Annotated in this window: 12 protein-coding genes and 1 tRNA gene; 2 read left to right on the top strand and 11 right to left on the bottom strand. The window is 63.0% G+C overall.

The annotated features are described in order from the left end of the window. Positions 1–245 precede the first annotated feature (245 nt). From HD883_RS01255 to acnA, 3 genes are all read right to left on the bottom strand, one after another. A complete protein-coding gene (locus HD883_RS01255) occupies positions 246–2174 on the bottom strand; it encodes a SurA N-terminal domain-containing protein (protein WP_179588206.1) in 1929 nt (642 codons plus the stop codon). A 183-nt stretch (positions 2175–2357) separates the two neighbouring features. Beyond that, on the bottom strand, positions 2358–3416 hold the full coding sequence (locus HD883_RS01250) for a lactonase family protein (RefSeq protein WP_179588207.1): 1059 nt from the start codon (positions 3414–3416) through the stop codon (positions 2358–2360). Continuing rightward, a complete protein-coding gene (gene acnA / locus HD883_RS01245) occupies positions 3413–6115 on the bottom strand; it encodes an aconitate hydratase AcnA (protein WP_179588208.1) in 2703 nt (900 codons plus the stop codon). Before acnA ends, HD883_RS01250 begins: the two co-directional genes overlap by 4 nt. 94 nt (positions 6116–6209) lie before the next feature. Here acnA and HD883_RS01240 point away from each other — a divergent pair, with 94 nt between their 5' ends. Continuing rightward, entirely contained in the window at positions 6210–7196 is a 987-nt protein-coding gene (locus HD883_RS01240) for a Bug family tripartite tricarboxylate transporter substrate binding protein (RefSeq protein WP_179588209.1), read from the top strand. 88 nt (positions 7197–7284) lie between these two features. Here the strand turns inward: HD883_RS01240 and HD883_RS01235 are convergent, their stop codons facing one another. Then, positions 7285–8181 (bottom strand): GntR family transcriptional regulator, encoded by an 897-nt coding sequence (locus HD883_RS01235; protein ID WP_179588210.1) that lies wholly within the window; start codon positions 8179–8181, stop codon positions 7285–7287. 182 nt (positions 8182–8363) lie between these two features. Between HD883_RS01235 and HD883_RS01230 the strand changes: the two genes are divergently transcribed. Next, complete coding sequence (locus HD883_RS01230; protein ID WP_179588211.1) at positions 8364–9791, top strand: NAD-dependent succinate-semialdehyde dehydrogenase; 1428 nt, start codon at positions 8364–8366, stop codon at positions 9789–9791. Positions 9792–9806: 15 nt separating this feature from the next. On the opposite strand, the gene HD883_RS01225 is transcribed toward HD883_RS01230, so the two are convergent. The 7 genes from HD883_RS01225 to clpX form a co-directional block, all read right to left on the bottom strand. Then, positions 9807–10487 carry a GntR family transcriptional regulator gene (locus HD883_RS01225; RefSeq protein WP_179617606.1) on the bottom strand — a complete coding sequence of 227 codons (681 nt, stop codon included), beginning with the start codon at positions 10485–10487 and terminating at the stop codon, positions 9807–9809. Further along, on the bottom strand, positions 10484–12181 hold the full coding sequence (locus HD883_RS01220) for a CocE/NonD family hydrolase (protein WP_257021947.1): 1698 nt from the start codon (positions 12179–12181) through the stop codon (positions 10484–10486). The genes HD883_RS01225 and HD883_RS01220 overlap by 4 nt, the downstream gene beginning before the upstream one ends. Positions 12182–12244: 63 nt before the next feature. Continuing rightward, positions 12245–13228 (bottom strand): Bug family tripartite tricarboxylate transporter substrate binding protein, encoded by a 984-nt coding sequence (locus tag HD883_RS01215; protein ID WP_179588213.1) that lies wholly within the window; start codon positions 13226–13228, stop codon positions 12245–12247. Positions 13229–13595: 367 nt separating this feature from the next. After that, a tRNA-Val gene (locus HD883_RS01210) sits at positions 13596–13671 on the bottom strand. A 97-nt stretch (positions 13672–13768) separates the two neighbouring features. After that, entirely contained in the window at positions 13769–14041 is a 273-nt protein-coding gene (locus HD883_RS01205) for an HU family DNA-binding protein (RefSeq protein ID WP_179588214.1), read from the bottom strand. Between the two features lie 282 nt (positions 14042–14323). Beyond that, positions 14324–16771: an endopeptidase La gene (lon, locus tag HD883_RS01200; RefSeq protein WP_179588215.1), complete on the bottom strand. Its 2448-nt coding sequence runs from the start codon at positions 16769–16771 to the stop codon at positions 14324–14326. Between the two features lie 248 nt (positions 16772–17019). Next, a complete protein-coding gene (gene clpX / locus HD883_RS01195) occupies positions 17020–18297 on the bottom strand; it encodes an ATP-dependent Clp protease ATP-binding subunit ClpX (RefSeq protein ID WP_179588216.1) in 1278 nt (425 codons plus the stop codon). Between the last annotated feature and the right edge of the window lie 2 nt (positions 18298–18299).

The following is an 18299-nucleotide window of genomic DNA, read 5'->3' as shown; positions in this document are numbered from 1 at the left end:
AGGTAAACGCATTGCACCTTACGCCTGACGCGGTTCACGCCCATGCAAGACGTGGCCGCCCCTCATCTGCCTGGCCCAAAAAAAACGCCCCATCTCTGGGGCGCTTTTTCTGTCGACTTCCGGCGTTGCGACTCACGAGGCGGCCAGCCTGGCCCGCCTCAGGACGCAGGCTTCAGGACGCAGGCTTCAGGACGCATGCCTCAGGACGCATGCCTCAGGACGCACGCCTCAGGACGCACGCCGCATCAGGGCTGCGCCGTCGTGACCGTGGTCAACGCCGTGCCGTCGGCCGTCAGCTTGACGCCGTACTTGTCACGCAGCGCCTGCAGCACGGCCAGTTGTTCGGCTTGCGCGTAGCGGCGGTCCAGCGTGGACTTTTCGTTCTCGACCACGTTCGTGGCCGGACGCGGTGCGGCTTCCACCTTCGAAACGCGTGCGATCACGTAAGCGTCACCGGTCGAGACCCCCACGAACGTTGGCAGCTTGTCGGTCGGCGCACGCATGACCGCGCCCAGCACCGTTGACGGCATGCCTTGCGGTGCGTTGCGGGCCACCGTAACGGCCGGGGCAAACCCGGTCTGCGAGTCGGCGGCCTGCAAGGCCTTCAGACGCGTTTCACCTGCCGCACGGGCCATCTCGGCCGCCTTCTGCTGCTTGAGCTGATTGGTGATCTGGGACGACACGTCGGCCAGCGGACGCACCGTCGCGGGCTGGTACTTGGCGGCACGCACGGCCACCAGCGTATTCGGCGCCAGTTCGATCACGCCCGAATTGCGCTTTTCCTTCAGCACTTCTTCGGAGAACAGCGCCTGCAGCACCTTGGGATTGCTGCGGATATCGGCAGCGGCATTCGGTGCCTGCGGCGGCGCGGTGCGGGTCACGCCTTCGGCCGTCTGCAGCTTCAGGCCGAACTTGCCTGCGGCAGGTTCCAGCGTGTCACTTTGTTCGTAGACCAGGTTGGTGAACTGCTCGGCGGCTGCGGCGAACTGGCGCGCGGCCTGCTGCTGGCGCACTTCGGTCTGGATCTGCGACTTGACCTCGGCCAAGGGCTTGACCACCGCCGGGCGCACGCCCGTCAGCTTAATGATGTGGAAGCCGTAATCGGTCGGCACCACGCCCGAGATCTCGCCGTTCTTGAGGCCGAATGCGGCATCTTCGAACGCCTTGACCATCTGACCTTTGCCGAACCAGTCCAGGTCGCCGCCGTTGGCAGCGGATCCGGGGTCTTGCGAGTTGGCACGCGCAAGCTTGGCAAAGTCGGCGCCGGGCGCCTTGACCTGGGCGGCCAGATCGTCGGCCTTCTTGCGTGCCGCCTCGCGGTCGGCAGCCGACGCGCCGCTGTCCACCGTGATCAGGATGTGGCTGGCGCGGCGTTGTTCTTCCTGGCGGAATCGCGCCTGGTTCTGGTCATAGAAGCTTTGCACGTCGGCGTCCGACACCGAAATCTTGGACGTGACGGCGTTCTGGTCCAGCACCACGTACTGCGCGTCCACGCGTTCGGGCAGCTCGAAGGCACGGCGGTTCGCGTCGTAGAAGGTCTTGACGTCGGCGTCGCTGATCTTGACCTGCGGCAGGTAGGTCGACGTGTTGATCGACAGGGTCTGCACCTGGCGGCGTTCCGTCGCAATCGCGATCAGGCGATCCAGCACGCTGGACGGCATGATGACCGATTCGGCCACCGGAGCAAGCACTTGCTGCAGCGACAGATCGCGGCGCAGCTGGCTTTCGAACATGACCGGGGTCATGCCCTGCGCGGCCAGCGCTTCGCGGTAGCGCGTGTTGCTGAAACGGCCGTCTTCCTGCACGGCGGGGATGGCCTGGATCGTGTCACGCAGGCGTTCGTCCGATGCCGAAAAGTGCGCCTTGGACGCCTCGGTCGCGATAAGGCGCGTGTTGATCAGTTCGTCGAGGACAGCCTTGCGCATCACCGGCGTATCGAACGCGGCCGGGTCGAACTGCGGGCCCATCATCGAACGCAACTGGTCCAGACGGCTGCGCACGGCGGCGTCGTATTCCTGCTGCGAGACGGCTTCGCCGTCGACCTTCGCCAGCGACTTGTCATTGTTCATGAAGCTGGAATAGCCCTGAACGCCAACAAACACAAAGGAAGGCAGAATCAAGAGCAGCAGGACGAACTGCATCCAGCGGCGATGATTTCGGATAGTTTCAAACATTCACGCGTACTCCGATCGATTGCTCACAGCAAGGCGGGGCAACAAACAAAGTGCCCATAGGCAGCACGCCGATGGGCACTCTTTGACTGGCCAGATTCTAGCATGCGCCGCTGAGCCCGCCGGGGCGTGGCGCCGCCGCCGCACCCAGGGAAAACGCCGGTAGGACAAGGGCCTGCGACGCCTTCAGTCCCGATCCGCGAACACCATGCACACCGGACTGCCGCAGGCCACCGACTGCCCGGTGTCCGCCAGTTGCCCCGTTGCGCCGTCCACGGCAAAGGTCACGATCCGGTCCGTGTCTTCATTCAGCACGAACATATGCCGGCCGCCGGGCGCCAGAGCAAAGAAGCGCGGCGTGCGGCCGCCGGATGGCGTGGCGTCCTGGAAGGTCAGCCTGCCGGTGGCCGGGTCGATGCGGAACACGGCAATACTGTCGTGCGCCCGGTTCGATGCGTACAAGTTGCGCCCGGCCGCATCGATCGTGATGCCGGATGCGCGGCTGTCGCCAGTCCAGGTATCCGGCAATGCCGACAGGACTTGAAAAGCTACCAGCTTGCCGGTGTCAGCCGCGTAGTGATACGCCGTCACCGTCGAATCCAGTTCGTTGATGACGTAGGCATACGGCGCCGACGGATGGAAGGCAAGGTGCCGGGGCCCGGCCGTTTCACGGGTATCCACCCACGGCGTCGCCGCCGGGGTGAGCACGCCCTCGTCGAACCGGAACACGAAGACACGGTTCACGCCCTTGTCGGGCACGACGACATGACGCCCCGCCGGATCGAAGGGGTTGAAGTGCGGCTTGGCAAAGGGCTGCTCCACCCGGTGCGGTCCGGGCGAACCCGGCAGGGTCACGATCTGCGACGGCCCCGACAATTCGCCTGACGCCGCAACCGGCAATACCGCCAGGTTGCTGCTCAGGTGGTTCGAGACGACCAGATGGCGTTCGGTAGGATCCAGGGCCAGATGCACCGGATTGCGGCCGCCGCAGGGCACGGTGCCCAGCAGGGACAGGTTGCCGTCCGCCAGCACTTCAAACGCACTGGCGTCTTCACTGTCGCCATGCACGGCATACAGGCGATCGGCCCGGCGATTCAAGGCCAGGTAGGACGGATTCTTCAAGCCACCGACAACATGCAGCAAGGTCAGCGAAGCGGTTTCGGCGTCCACCCGAAACACGCTGATGCCCTCCCCGCGCGCATTGCGCTCGCGCGTCGTACGCGAACCCACGTAGGCCAAAGTCATGCGGCCTCCGGCATGCCCAGAGTCTCGTGCAGGATGGCCGGGATGACGCCGCCTTCGCGCAGCAGGCGCACTTCCAACTGCGTCTCCACGGCGGCCTGCGCAGTGAACGCGTCGATATCGCCATTGGCGCGCAGCACCCGTACCGGAACGGCAATCCGCGGCGCAATGACGTCAAACGGTGCATCGATCTCGATACGGTCCCCCGGCAACAGTGCCAGGGTCGTCGGGTTCACGCCGTCGGGCATACGCAACGGCAGAATGCCCATGCCAATCAGATTGGACCGGTGGATCCGTTCGAAACTGACCGCCAGCACCGCGCGGATGCCCAGCAGGCGCTGCCCCTTGGCGGCCCAGTCGCGCGACGATCCGGTGCCATACCGCGCGCCCGCGACCAGCACCACCGGCTGCCCGGCATCGCGATACTGCTGCGCCACATCCCAGATCGGCTGCACCGTGTTGCTGGGCACATGCAAGGTGTGCGCGACCGGCATGCCCGGTTTCAGCAAGTTGACCAGCGTTTTGGAGTGGAAGGCGGCGCGCATCATCACTTCCCAATTGCCGCGCCGCGACGCAAACACATTCAGGTCGTTGCGATCGTCGCCGCGCGCCACCAGGAAATCCGCGACCAGGCTGTCGGGCGGGATCGCGCTGGCGGGCGAGATGTGGTCGGTGGTGATGTCATCGCCGACCACCATCAACGGATAGGCCACATAACGTCCCAACTGACTGCCTTCCGTTGCTGACGCAAACGGCGGGCGGCGCAAGGCGGTGGATGCGGGATCCCACGGATACAGCGGTGTGTCCGGCGCGGCCAGGGCGTACCACAGCGGATTCCGGCTGGCGATCTCGAAGTCGCGGCGGTAGTCCGCCGGATCCAGCGCCTCGTGCAAGTGAGCGGCCACCTCTTCACGCGTGGGCCACAGGTCGGACAGCATGACGGACCGGCCATCGGCGGTGACCTGAACAGGCTCCGTGCGCAGATCACGCTCGGCATCGCCCGCCAGCCCGAAGGCGATCACCAGTGGCGGCGACATGATGAAACCCAATTCCAGGTCCGGATGCACCCGCCCCGGAAAGTTGCGGTTGCCCGACAGCGCCGCGACCGGCAGCGCGGTGCCCGCCGAGATCGCCGCGCGGATCGGCGGCGTCAACGGGCCCGAATTGCCGATACAGGTCGTGCAGCCATAGCCCACGATGCCGAAGCCCACGGCTTCCAGGTCGTCGAGCAGGCCGGAACGTTGCAGGTAGGAGGCCGCCGCAGGCGAGCCCGGTCCGAGCGACGTCTTGACCCACGATGGCACCCGCAAGCCCAGCGCACGCGCCTTGCGCGCCAGCACCCCGGCCGCGATCAGCAGCGCGGGGTCGGACGTGTTGGTGCAGCTGGTGATCGCAGCGATGGCCACCGGGTGGCGCGGCAGCGCGGGGGTGGGCGCCAGGGATGCTGCGGTGTTCACTGCAGTCGAGTCTGCGCCATCGCCCCGCACGGCAGCCACGTCGGCTTCCTTGCCTGCCGGCACGAAGCCCAGGGCGGCCAATACCTCTTTTGTCTGCCCCGCTTCCAGCAGGTCCTGCGGCCGCTTCGGCCCGGCCACGTGGCAGCCGATCGTGTCCAGGTCGATATGGATCGCGCGGGTGTAGCGGGGTTCGGCATCGGGATCGAACCAGATGCCCAGATGCTGGCTGAATGCCTCGACCCGCGCCACGTGTTCCGCGGTTCGGCCTGTTGCCCGCAGATAGGTCAGCGTGGTTGCATCGATGGGGAAGTAGCCCGTCGTCGCGCCGTACTCGGGCGCCATGTTGGCCACCACCGCCCGGTCACCTGCCGTCAGCGTGCTCACGCCGGGGCCAAAGAACTCAATGAATTCCCCCGAGACCGACAGGGCCCGCAACCGCTGCGTGACCGTCAGCGCCAGGTCAGTGGCCAGCACGCCGGGCTTCAAGGCGCCGGTCAGTTTCACGCCGATCACGTCCGGGATACGCAACAGGGTCGGCATGCCGAACATCACGGTCTGCGCTTCCAGTCCACCCACGCCCCATCCCAGCACGCCGATGCCGTTGATCATGGGCGTGTGGCTGTCGGTGCCGATCATCATGTCGGGCACCAGCCAGGTCGCGCCATCACGCGCTTCGGTCGTCACGACCGTGGCCAGCTGTTCCAGGTTGATGGTGTGCATGATCCCCGTGCCGGGCGGGTGGATCCGCACGCCGCGCATGGACTTGGACGCCCACCGCAGGAAGCGGTAGCGCTCGGCATTGCGGCGGATTTCATGCTGCAGGTTGGTCGTGGCGGCGCCGGGTTCGGCAAACGCTTCGACCGCCAGCGAGTGATCCACCGACACGTCCACCGGCAGCATTGGATTGAGCAAGGACGGATCGGCGCCGGCTTCGGCCAGCACATTGCGCATGGCGGCAATGTCGATCAGGGCAGGCGTGCTGGTCGTGTCGTGCATCAGCACACGGCCGGGCTGGAACGCCAGTTCGGCCTCGCTCGTGCCGGTGTCCAGCCAGGCAAACAGCGCCGCGATGGCGTCGCTGCGTTCGGCGCCGCGCATGTTGCGCAGCGCGTTTTCCATCAGCAGACGCAGCACGACCGGCAAGCGATCCAGGCGCGATCCGCACACGCCGCGCAGGTCTGCGCACGCGTAAGTCTGCCCGTCATGCGTGAACGATGCGGCAGAAAAGTCGTTGGTGTTTTCCATAGGATTGATTTTGCATATTTATTCAATAAAATGCAATTCCGTGCAAACCCTAGACCTGCCGTACCCACCACAATTCTGCACTCGGAGACACGTCATGCCCTCGCGCCATTCCTTCGTTCTATCCACGTTCGCCCTGGGCGTGCTCGGCGCCACGGCAAGCCTGCCTGCCCAGGCACAGACACCCTACCCGTCCCGCCCCATCACCATCGTCGTGCCGTTTTCGGCCGGCGGCGGGGTGGACGCCGTGGCACGCCTGCTGGGTGACCGCATGCGTGTTGCGCTCAAGCAGTCGGTGGTCGTGGAAAACAAGGGTGGCGCCAGCGGCATGCTCGGCGCAGCCGCAGTGTCGAAGGCAGCGCCTGACGGATATACGCTGCTGATGGGGTCGGCCGGCGAAACGGCCATCAACCCGCTGATCTACAAGCAGATGCAATACCAGCCGGAAAAGGATCTGGCGCCCATCTCGCTGGTGACGCGTGTCCCGAATGTATTGCTGGCCAGCCCGACCCTGCCGGTCAAGAACGTGGAAGAACTGGTGACCTACGCCAAGGCCCACCCCGGCGTTACCTACGGCACCAGCGGCGTGGGCAACCCGCAGCATCTGAACGGCGAATTGCTGGCGTCGCTGGCCGGCGTCAAACTCAGCCATGTTCCGTACAAGGGCGCGTCAGCGCAGCTGGTCGATGTGGCGTCGGGCAACGTCAACCTGACCTTCGTGAGCATGGCCGGCGCCCTGCCCTTCATCAAGGGCGGCCGCGTCAAACCGCTGGCCGTGACGTCGGCCAAACGCGCCAGCTTTGCCCCGGACATCCCGGCCATTGCCGAATACGCGCCATTGGCTGCCTACACGCTGGAAAACTGGTTCGGCCTGTTTGCGCCCGCTGGCACCCCTGCCGACGTCCAGGTCAAGCTGAACACGGTCGTGAACCAGGTGCTGCGCGACCCCGAAGTGATCCGCCTGCTGCAGGAACAGGGCGGTGAAGCCACCCCCATGACGCAAGACGCTTTCCGCGACTTCATCAAGACCCAGACGGCGCAATATGCGCGGATCGTCAAGAGCGCCAACATCACGGCGGAATGATCGGTCGAGCCAGGCAGCGGCAGGCGGACGGACGCGATTCCCGAACCCGCATTGCCGCGGAATGACGCCACCGGCGGCGTACCGCGCCTCAGGACGCCAGCAGCCCTGCGATCCGTTCCAGGTTGCGTAGCGTGCTGGACAGGTGCATGCGCAGCGCGTCCGACGCCGCCTTGAGCTTGCCCGCCTCGATCAGGCTCAGGATTTCAAGGTGCTGGTGGCAATGCTCGACATAACGTTCCCTATCCTTCATGGACCGGTACGACAGCAGCCGCCGCACGCGGTTGACGCGCTTGATCGTCTCGATGAAGAAAGGGTTGCCTGACGCTTCCACCAGCGATTCGTGGAAACGCACGCCCCGCTCGTGGATCTGCGCCGCCGAGTCGGTCTCGATGCCCCCTTCCAGCAGATGTTCTTCGGCCGCCCGGCACCGCGCCAGCACCGCCGCATCCATCCGGAACCCGGGTTCCAGCAAGGCTGCCGGCTCCAGCGCCAGGCGCAGCCGGTAGGACTGCAGCAGACTGTCGGGCGTGCGCAGCATGGACGAAAACGTCCAGCCATACCCCGGCTTGCGCGACACCCAGCCTTCCTGCGCAATGCGGTTCAGCACCTGGGTCATCTGCGCGCCGGTCAGGCCGTACTTGGCGCGCAGCATGGTCTCGGTCACGTCGATCGGCAGGCGATCCTGCAACACATCTTCGGCAATCCGGAAATAGGTATCGTCCAGCGCGTTGCTGTCGTCGAGCTGCAGGCCCTGTGCATCGGCTACCCCGCTGTCCGCCAATGCCCCCGACACGAAATACCCCCGGTTCGGCACCCGTTGCAATACGCCGCGATCATGCAGCAATTGCAAAGCCTGATTCACCGGCGAACGCGACACCCGCAAGCGGTCCGCGAGCATCTGCGCGGGCAGATGGCTTCCTTCGGCAAGATTCTCGGTTCGCACGAACTCGTAGATCTGCGCGGCAATGGCGTGTGTGGAGGGCATAGGACGTGATTGTCGCACCCGCTGCGCGGGCCGATCAACCAAAGCCGCTGCGCATGGGAGCCCCGGCCCCGGTCAGGCCGCATCCCCTGGCATGCCTGAGCAGCTACCTGGCGCAGACCATGTCACGCCTCGCCCCAGCATGCTAGGCTTTCGGTCCAGGTTTCCATCCTTCAGGAGTCAGCATGTACCAGGATCTCGCGCTCTATATCGACGGTGAATTCATCAAAGGCGGCGACCGTCGCGAGCAGGACATCATCAACCCCGCCACGCAGGAAGTGCTCGGCAAACTGCCGCACGCCACGCCCGCCGATCTGGACCGCGCCCTGGCCGCCGCGCAGCGCGCCTTCGAAACCTGGAAGAAGACGTCGCCGCTTGAACGCTCGCGCATCCTGCGCAAGGTGGCCGAACTGACCCGCGAACGCGCCCAGGAAATCGGCCGCAACATCACGCTGGACCAGGGCAAGCCGCTGGCCGAGGCGGTAGCCGAAATCATGGTCTGCGCCGAACACGCCGAATGGCATGCCGAAGAGGCCCGCCGCATCTACGGCCGCGTGATCCCGCCCCGCAACGCCGACGTCCGCCAGATCGTCGTGCGCGAACCCGTCGGCGTCTGCGCGGCGTTTTCGCCCTGGAACTTTCCGTTCAACCAGGCCATCCGCAAGACCGCCGCAGCACTTGGCGCCGGCTGCACGCTGATCCTGAAAGGCCCCGAAGACTCGCCCAGCGCCGTCGTCGCCATCGCCCAGCTGTTCCACGATGCCGGCCTTCCGCCGGGCGTCCTCAACATCGTCTGGGGCGTGCCCAGCGAAGTGTCGACGCATCTGATCACCTCGCCCATCGTGCGCAAGATTTCCTTTACCGGCTCGGTGCCCGTCGGCAAACAACTGGCCGCCCTGGCGGGCCAGCACATGAAACGCATCACCATGGAACTGGGCGGCCATTCCCCCGTCCTGGTGTTCGATGACGCCGACATCGAACCGGCTGCCGAAATGCTCGCCCGGTCCAAGATCCGTAACGCCGGACAGGTGTGCGTGTCCCCTACCCGCTTCTACGTGCAGGAAAAGGCCTACGACAAATTCCTGGCCAAATTCACCGACGTGATCGCCTCGATCAAGGTCGGCGACGGCCTGGCCTCCGACACGCAAATGGGTCCGCTGGCCCATGAACGCCGCGTGCTGTCGATGGAATCGTTCCTGGACGACGCCAACCAGCGCGGCGGCACGGTAGTGACCGGCGGCTCGCGCCTGGGCGACAAGGGCTACTTCTTCTCGCCCGCGGTCATTACCGACCTGCCCGACGATTCCCGCCTGATGACGGAAGAACCCTTCGGCCCCGTCGCCCCCGTGGTCCGCTTCAAGACCACCGACGAGGTGCTGCGCCGCGCGAACAGCCTGCCCTTCGGCCTGGCGTCCTACGTGTTCACCAACTCCTTGAAGACGGCGCATCAGGCATCGAATGGGCTCGAAGCCGGCATGGTCAACATCAACCACTTCGGCATGGCGCTGTCCGAAACACCATTCGGCGGGATCAAGGATTCCGGCATCGGCAGCGAAGGCGGCACGGAAACCTTCGATGGGTATCTCGTGACGAAATTCATTACGCAGATCTGATCGGCCAAGCAGCGCTCAGGCTTTCCCGCTGAGCGCTTGCACAAGAATCTTGGCCGGACCCTCGATATGCTCCCGCGCAAGCTTCAGGGCGAGCGGCACATCCCGTGCAAGCGCCGCTTCCATCACCGCACGGTGATCATCATCCGGGTCGGCCACCAGCACGCGTCGGGCGTAGTAGCGATAGCGTTCGGCGTGAACGAACAGCTGCTCGAACAACTGGATCATTCGTGATGAACCACAGGCGCTGATCAGCGCAGTGTGGAAGGCCTTGTGGGGATCGTCGTAGTCGATGTTTCCGATGGGGGGATCCATGCTCGCATAGCGGGGCACCTTTTTCAGGCGGTGGTAGCTCAGCACCACCCGCTCCTCCCAAGCATCGTCACCTTGCTCGATCGATGCACGCAACGCCGACTCGGACATCAACACGCGGGCCTGGCAGATATCCAGCGCGTCTGTCGCGCTGACGGCCGCGGCAGAAAACCCACGCTGCTCCGAATACGTGACCAATCCGTCGGAGGCCAGCCGGTTGAGCGCCTCCCGAATCGGAATCACACCACACTGGTAGCGCTCGCTCAATTCCTGAATGCGTAAACGTTCGCCCGGTTCAAGGCTCGCCTGAATCAGATCCCGGCGTATTGCATGATAGACCAGGCTGACACTGGTCATGCGCCCTTTTTGTGCAAGTATGAGGTTCACCTTGGCGGAACCACCGGCAGCAACAAGAAGGACGCCTGGTCGCCACCCGTGAACAAGGTGGATGTACCTGAAAAATCGTCGTGACCGCGGTCCAGCGGATGATTGTGCAACAGACGTCCGGCCTTGCCCGGGAACTCGAAGTCTTTGCCTTGCAGCGTCAGCGTCAATCGGTAGCCGGCGGGAATCACGATAGACGTTGGCCAGACCTCGACATCCAGCGCATAGGACTGGCCCGGCTCGAGCTTCTGCACTTCATCGTGCGCATGGAAGACCCGGTAGGGCAGCGACTGGGCCTCATCGATCTTGCGGTGCGACGCCCGGAGCCAGCCCCGCGTCAGCGGCGTGGGTTCATGCGCACCGTCAAATACCACTTCTTTGCCGTCGGGATCAAAGAGCCTGAGGATGGCAAACAGATCCAGGTCGGGCGTCGAGGACGCCACCCAGATTTTCAGCGTGACAAACCCTGTCAATTCCGTTTCCTGCGCAAAGGGCGCTGTCGTGAAGTCCACGCCATCCCCCGTCGCGTCAAAACTTGTTTCGGCCGCGGATCCCGGCGTCTCTGGCGCCAGGCTTCGCGTCGCGGCGTCCAGATAGAACGCTGTCCATACGGTGCGCGCCAAGGGAAATTCGTTTTCCGTCCGCGTCGCGGAACCTTCGACGTGACGGACCGCCAGCTTGACCGGCGGCTCATCCTCCCAGCCGTTTTGATCGCCTCGTAGATAAAAATTGAAGAAGCGCTTTTGCATGGCCACGTAGTCGGGCAGATAGAAGCTTTCGTAGTGCGTCCCGATATGCATGGACAGCCATTTCTTTTTGGCGCCCGCCCGCAGGTACCCCTCGATGTTCCCCCGAAGGTGGTTGCCCGGCCCGCCCCAATTGCCAGCGGATAACACGGGCACGTCGATCCGGGACAGATCCGGCGAACGTTCACGATGCCATGCGTCGCACAGGGGGTGCCGCGCCATTTCGGCGGGGTAATCACTTCGATTACCGAGCAGCAGAGGCGCACTCAGTGCGTCGCCCGTGGTGGGCAAGCCGGTATCCCGATCGCGATACGGCGTGCCACCGCTGCCGTGCTGGTTGGACAGCACCTGCTTGGGCCACCAGGCCTGCAGGAACCCATTGCTCATGATCCCGCCGTGAAAGCCATAGTCACGGTAATGGTCCGAACGTCCTTCCCACGGCACGATGGCGGCCAGATAAGGAGGACGCAGCGCGGCAACCCGCCATTGCGTCGCTGCGTAATACGAAATGCCGATCAACCCGACTTTGCCGTTGCTCCAGGTTTGTGTCCCCGCCCACGCAATGGACGCCACGTAATCTTCGATCTCGCGTGCTGACATCGGATCAAGGAAGCCCGGAGACTTGCCGCTGCCTCGCGAATCGACATGGATCACCACGAAGCCATCCGGCACCCAACGCTCCGGATCGACGGTTTCCCATCGCATGTATTTGCCGGTGGACCCGTTGCTGCACAGGTCCGGATGCAGCTTCATCAACTTTTCCCACTGCGGCTTCCAGCCATCGGCAAAGTGCACGTCCTTGCCATAAACGCCTTGCGCCATGACGACCGGATACTGGCCGGGCGCGTCCGGCCGGAACACATTGGCGCGCAAGATGGCGCCGTCGTCCATAGGAATCGCAACGTCTTTCTCGAACACCATTGCATGGGAACGTAATGGGGTGATGCTCATGGGGGGTCTCCTGCCGGATGATGGACACACTGAGGCGAACGCGATGGCACGTCGCCCTGCGATTCATTCTTTTTGAATGTTTGCCGCCGCGGCGATCTGCGTGTACACACTGGTTTCCTTGTCCAGATGCGACGCCATGTCCTTGGGCGGGCCTCCCACCACGTCAAGGCCCATGGACGCGAACCGCTGCGTCATCTCGGGTGACTTCAGGATGTCATCGAGCGTTTTGTTGAGCTTGGCAACGACATCGGGTGGCGTGTTCGCCGGAGCCAGAAAGCCCTGCCAACCGCCGTCGACTTCAAAGCCGGAAACGCCTGCTTCCTTCACCGTCGGCACGTCCGGCAACTGCGGAATACGCGAGCTTCCGGTCACCGCCAGGGCTTTCAACTTGCCTTGCTTGACCTGCTCGATGGCCGACACGGGATTCAGGAAGGCCACCTGCACCTCGCCTGCAATGACCGCATTCATTGCCGGTGCGGCGCCCTTGTAGGGAATGTGGACCAGATGCGTGCCCGCCTTGCTGTTGAAGTATTCAGCGACCATGTGCATGGTGTTTCCAACGCCGGCGGACCCGTACGTGATATTGGACTGGGCTGGCCGAGCCAACGCGACCAGTTCCTGAACATCCTTGGCCGCCAGGCGCGGATTGGCGACCAATACCTGACCGCGCGTCACGCCCACGAGCGACACCGGCACGAAATCTTTCGCGGTGTCGTAGGGCAGCTTCTTGTACAGCAGGGGATTGATGACGTGCGAGCCGGTGGTGTACAGCAGCGTATAGCCGTCGGCCGGCGCGTTGGCGACCGCTTCTGTCGCGATGATGCCATTGGCCCCTGCCCGATTATCGACAACGACCGTCTGGCCCATGCGCTTCGTCAGTTCCTGGGCAAGGATGCGTGCGACGGTGTCCGGGTTACCGCCTGGCGAGAATGGCAGCAGGATTTTGATGGGCCGGTCGGGATAGGTCTGCGCTTCGGCTGGGCTAGCCGTGGCCATCGCCGCCACAGCAAGGACGGCAGTCAGCGTGCCGCTCAAGGTTCGCAACATGTGTCTTCTCCATTGGGTGGATGGCATGGCCTTTGGCCGCTTGCCATATCGCGTCTCTGTTGGACGCGTTCGAAGATCATATATTATTTGGTTAAATGAGCGTGAATTTATAATTATCCGTGCTAATTCCGATCAGATCGCGGGCATCGTGCACGCGTGGCTGGTGAAAAAGGGGATGCTCGATTAGAGCAAGGTTCGGCGAGTGCGGCGGTCCGTCTGAGCAATAAAAAAAGCCCCTTGAGGAAGGGGCTATTTTTCATTCGTCGTCGAAGACCGCTTTGCACCGGACAATAAAAAAGCCCCTTCACGAGGGGCTTCAATCATTCTTGACTACAGTCACACCGAATCTGGAACTCCACCAAATACTTGGTGGGCGCTGAGGGGTTCGAACCCCCGACCTACGCCTTGTAAGGGCGCCGCTCTACCAGCTGAGCTAAGCGCCCGAGGGCGTTCGTTCAGTGCGAAAACGATTATATCGGAAGCGAAAAACTTTTGCAGGGCCGACGGGCGAGATGCGCGCGGCCTGCAGTCTGGCGCAGATCAGTTGACGGCGTCTTTCAGCGCCTTGCCCGGACGGAACTTTGGCACTTTGGCTTTCTTGATTTTGATGGCTTCGCCGGTGCGCGGGTTGCGGCCCGTGCGGGCGGCGCGCGCGGTGACTGCAAACGTGCCGAAACCGACCAGTGTCACCGTGCCACCCTTCTTGAGGGTGGTCTTAACCGCTCCGACCAAGGCGTCCAAGGAACGGCCTGCTGCTGCCTTGGAAATATCGGCATGCTTGGCGATATGGTCGATAAGCTCGGTCTTGTTCATTAGGCCCCTCTCAAGGTCTGTCTATGGATAATGGAACGGACATCTCGACACCGTCAAGGGTCGAGTTCCAGGCGCATCGATACCGGTGAAACGTCGGTTTACCGGGGATAGGCAAAGGACTATTTAAGCCTTGCGTGGAAATACGTGTCAAGGGAAAACGGGCCGTCTTCCCAGGGGAAATGGGTGTTTGAGACAGGGGTCGAAAAAAAAGGGAGTGCTTGCGCACTCCCTCTATTGACGAGCAGGCCAGAGCCTGATTAGACCGTCGATTGAATCCGTGGATTAATGCTTCAACCCGGGATCCGCCACGCCGGCCGCGGCAGGCGCCGCAGCAACGTGGCCTTCGACCTTCTCGCCTTCCTTCACCGCCGGCGTGGCCTCTTCTTCAGGCAACGCGTCGGGGAAACGTTCCAGCGCCAGTTCCAGCACGCGATCGATCCAGCGAACCGGAATGATCTCGAGGTGGTTCTTGACCGAATCCGGAATCTCGGCCAGATCCTTGGCGTTTTCTTCCGGAATCAGCACCGTCCGGATGCCGCCGCGATGCGCCGCCAGCAGCTTTTCCTTCAAGCCGCCAATCGGCAGCACTTCACCACGCAGCGTGATTTCGCCGGTCATGGCCACGTCGGCCCGCACCGGGATACCCGTGAGCGCCGACACGATCGCAGTCGTGATGGCGGCGCCGGCGGACGGACCGTCCTTGGGCGTGGCGCCATCCGGAACGTGCACGTGGATGTCGCGCTTTTCCAGAATCGACTGCTGGATGCCGAGGCGACGGGCGCGTGCCCGCACGACCGACCGTGCCGCTTCAACCGATTCCTTCATCACGTCACCCAGCGAACCGGTGCGCTGCACCGCGCCCTTGCCGGGCATGACCGCGACTTCGATCGCCAGCAGATCGCCGCCGACTTCCGTCCAGGCCAGGCCGGTCACCTGACCGATCTGGTTTTCCTTCTCGGCCACGCCGAACGAATACCGGCGAACGCCCAGGTAGTCGTTCAGGTTGTCGGACGCCACGGTCACACGTTCCTTGCCGCCCTTGAGCAGCAGGTGCTTGACGACCTTGCGGCAGATCTTGCTGACTTCACGTTCCAGCGCACGCACACCGGCTTCCCGCGTGTAGTAGCGGACGATGTCGCGCAGCGCCGATTCTTCGATCAGCAGTTCTTCCGGCTTGAGGCCGTTGTTCTTCATCTGCTTGGGCAGCAAGTGCTGCGAAGCGATGTGCACCTTTTCGTCTTCCGTATAACCGGACAGGCGAATCACTTCCATCCGGTCGAGCAGCGCCGGCGGAATGTTGAGCGTGTTGCTGGTGGCCACGAACATCACATCGGACAGGTCGAAGTCGACCTCGACATAATGGTCCTGGAAGGTGTGGTTCTGTTCCGGATCCAGCACTTCAAGCAGGGCCGAGGCCGGGTCGCCGCGGAAGTCCATGCCCATCTTGTCGACTTCGTCGAGCAGGAAGAGCGGATTGCGCGTACCGGTCTTGGACAGGTTCTGCAGGATCTTGCCAGGCATCGAACCGATATAGGTCCGGCGATGGCCGCGGATCTCGGATTCATCGCGCACGCCACCCAGCGCCATCCGCACGAACTTGCGGTTGGTCGCCTTGGCGATCGACTGGCCGAGCGAGGTCTTGCCGACCCCTGGAGGTCCAACCAGGCACAGAATCGGCGCCTTGACCTTGTCCACGCGCTGCTGGACTGCCAGGTATTCGAGGATGCGTTCCTTGACCTTGTCCAGACCGTAGTGGTCGTCGTCGAGCACGCTTTCGGCGTGCGACAGCGAATTGTTGACCTTGCTCTTCTTTTTCCAGGGCAGGCCGATCAGGGTGTCGATGTAATTGCGCACCACGGTAGCTTCGGCCGACATCGGAGACATCAGCTTGAGCTTCTTCAGTTCGCCGTCGGCCTTCTTCTTGGCCTCTTTGGGCATGTGCGCGGCGATGATCTTTTTTTCGAGTTCCTCGAAATCCGCGCCGTCTTCGCCTTCGCCCAATTCCTTCTGGATGGCCTTGACCTGTTCGTTCAGGTAGTACTCGCGCTGGCTCTTTTCCATCTGCTTCTTGACGCGGCCACGAATGCGCTTTTCGACCTGAAGAATGTCGATTTCGGCTTCGAGCTGGGTCAGCAGGGATTCAAGGCGTTCGGACGTGGAAAAGACTTCCAGCATCTTCTGCTTTTGTTCGAGCTTGAGCGGCAGGTGAGCGGCGATGGTGTCAGCCAGGCGGCCGGGTTCGTCGATACCGGCGAGCGATGTCAGGATCTCGGGCGGGATCTTCTTGTTCAGCTTCACATACTGATCGAATTGCGACACGATCGCGCGGCGCAGCGCTTCGGTTTCGGAGCCTTGACCACGGTCGGGATCGATCGGCACCAGTTCGCAAGCGAAGTGGGCGCCGACGTCGTCGATACGGGTGATGCGGGCGCGCTGCGCGCCTTCGACCAGCACCTTGACGGTACCGTCGGGCAGCTTGAGCATCTGCAGGATGCTGGCAACGCAACCGATTTCATAGATGTCATCAGCGGACGGTTCGTCCTTGGCCGCGGATTTTTGCGCGACCAGCATGATGCTCTTGCCGGCTTCCATTGCGGATTCCAGCGCTTTGATGGACTTAGGGCGTCCCACAAACAACGGGATGACCATATGCGGGAACACGACCACGTCGCGCAGCGGAAGCAGCGGCAACTCGATCGGTTCTGAAGGCAGTATCAGGCTCGCAGACATGGTTCGTCCTCGGATTCGAATGCTTACAGGATGAGGGCGGATCCGTGCAATTCAAGCCATCGAGGCGGATGTTTCGGTCTGCGTGGCAACGATGCGCAGAAAGTGCATCCCCAAGGCCAGGATTGCTGATTGCACGCCGTTAAAACCACTGTAGCACGGCAGGAAGATCCTGCCGTGCTACAGCGTTACTGCAATGGAGCGAAGGTTCAACCGGGTGTTACACCGGCGGAAGGATCAGGGCGTAAGCCTCAGTGCTTGGCGGCAGACGCCGCCTTGGCTGTGGCTTCGCCGTAGATCAGGAGCGGTGGGCCCTCGCCATTGATGGCGTTCTCATCCAATACGACTTTGGTGACGTTGCCCTGGCTGGGCAGGTCGTACATCGTATCGAGCAAAGCCGCTTCAATGATGGACCGCAGACCCCGTGCACCCGTCTTGCGCTTGAGTGCGCGCTTGGCGATGGCGTGGAGTGCCTGCGGACGCACGTCGAGTTCCGCGCCTTCCATGGACAGAAGCTTCTGGAACTGCTTGATCAGCGCGTTCTTGGGCTCGACCAGGATCTGGATCAGCGCTTCTTCGTCCAGCTCGGCCAACGTGGCGATCACCGGCAGACGACCGACCAGTTCGGGGATCAGCCCGAACTTGACCAGATCTTCGGGCTCGGCGTCCCCGAACAGCTCGCTGGTCGACCGTTCGGATTGGGCCTTGACCGACGCACCGAAGCCGATACCCGACTTTTCGGTGCGGCCGCGAATGACCTTTTCCAGACCATCGAATGCGCCACCGCAAATGAACAGAATGTTCGTCGTGTCGATCTGGACGAAATCCTGGTTGGGGTGCTTGCGCCCCCCTTGCGGCGGCACGGATGCAACCGTGCCTTCGATCAGCTTGAGCAGGGCCTGCTGCACGCCTTCACCCGATACGTCGCGGGTGATGGACGGGTTGTCGGCCTTGCGCGAGATCTTGTCGATTTCATCGATGTAGACGATGCCGCGCTGCGCCTTTTCAACGTCATAGTTGCAGTTCTGCAGCAGCTTCTGGATGATGTTTTCGACGTCCTCACCCACGTAACCGGCTTCCGTCAGCGTGGTCGCATCGGCGATCACGAACGGCACGTTCAACAGCCGCGCCAGCGTTTGCGCCAGCAACGTCTTGCCCGAACCCGTGGGCCCGATCAGCAGGATGTTGCTCTTGGACAGTTCGACCTCGTCGGTCTTGCTGCCGCCAGACTGGCGAATGCGCTTGTAGTGGTTGTAGACCGCCACCGACAGGATGCGCTTGGCGCGCGTCTGGCCGATCACGTACTGGTCGAGGATCTCTTTGATCTCGGCCGGCGTGGGCAACTCCGACTTGGCGCCGGTTTTCACATCCGCGGCGACTTCGTCGCGGATGATGTCGTTGCACAGGTCGATGCATTCATCGCAGATGAACACCGATGGACCGGCGATCAGCTTGCGAACTTCGTGCTGGCTCTTGCCACAAAACGAGCAATAGAGCAGTTTTTCGTTCGACCCTTTCTTTTCCGACATGC

The sequence above is a fragment of the Pigmentiphaga litoralis genome, assembly GCF_013408655.1.
GTDB lineage: Bacteria > Pseudomonadota > Gammaproteobacteria > Burkholderiales > Burkholderiaceae_B > Pigmentiphaga > Pigmentiphaga litoralis_A.
Note: the sequence above shows the minus strand (reverse complement) of the source record. Positions and strands in the feature narration are given on the sequence as shown.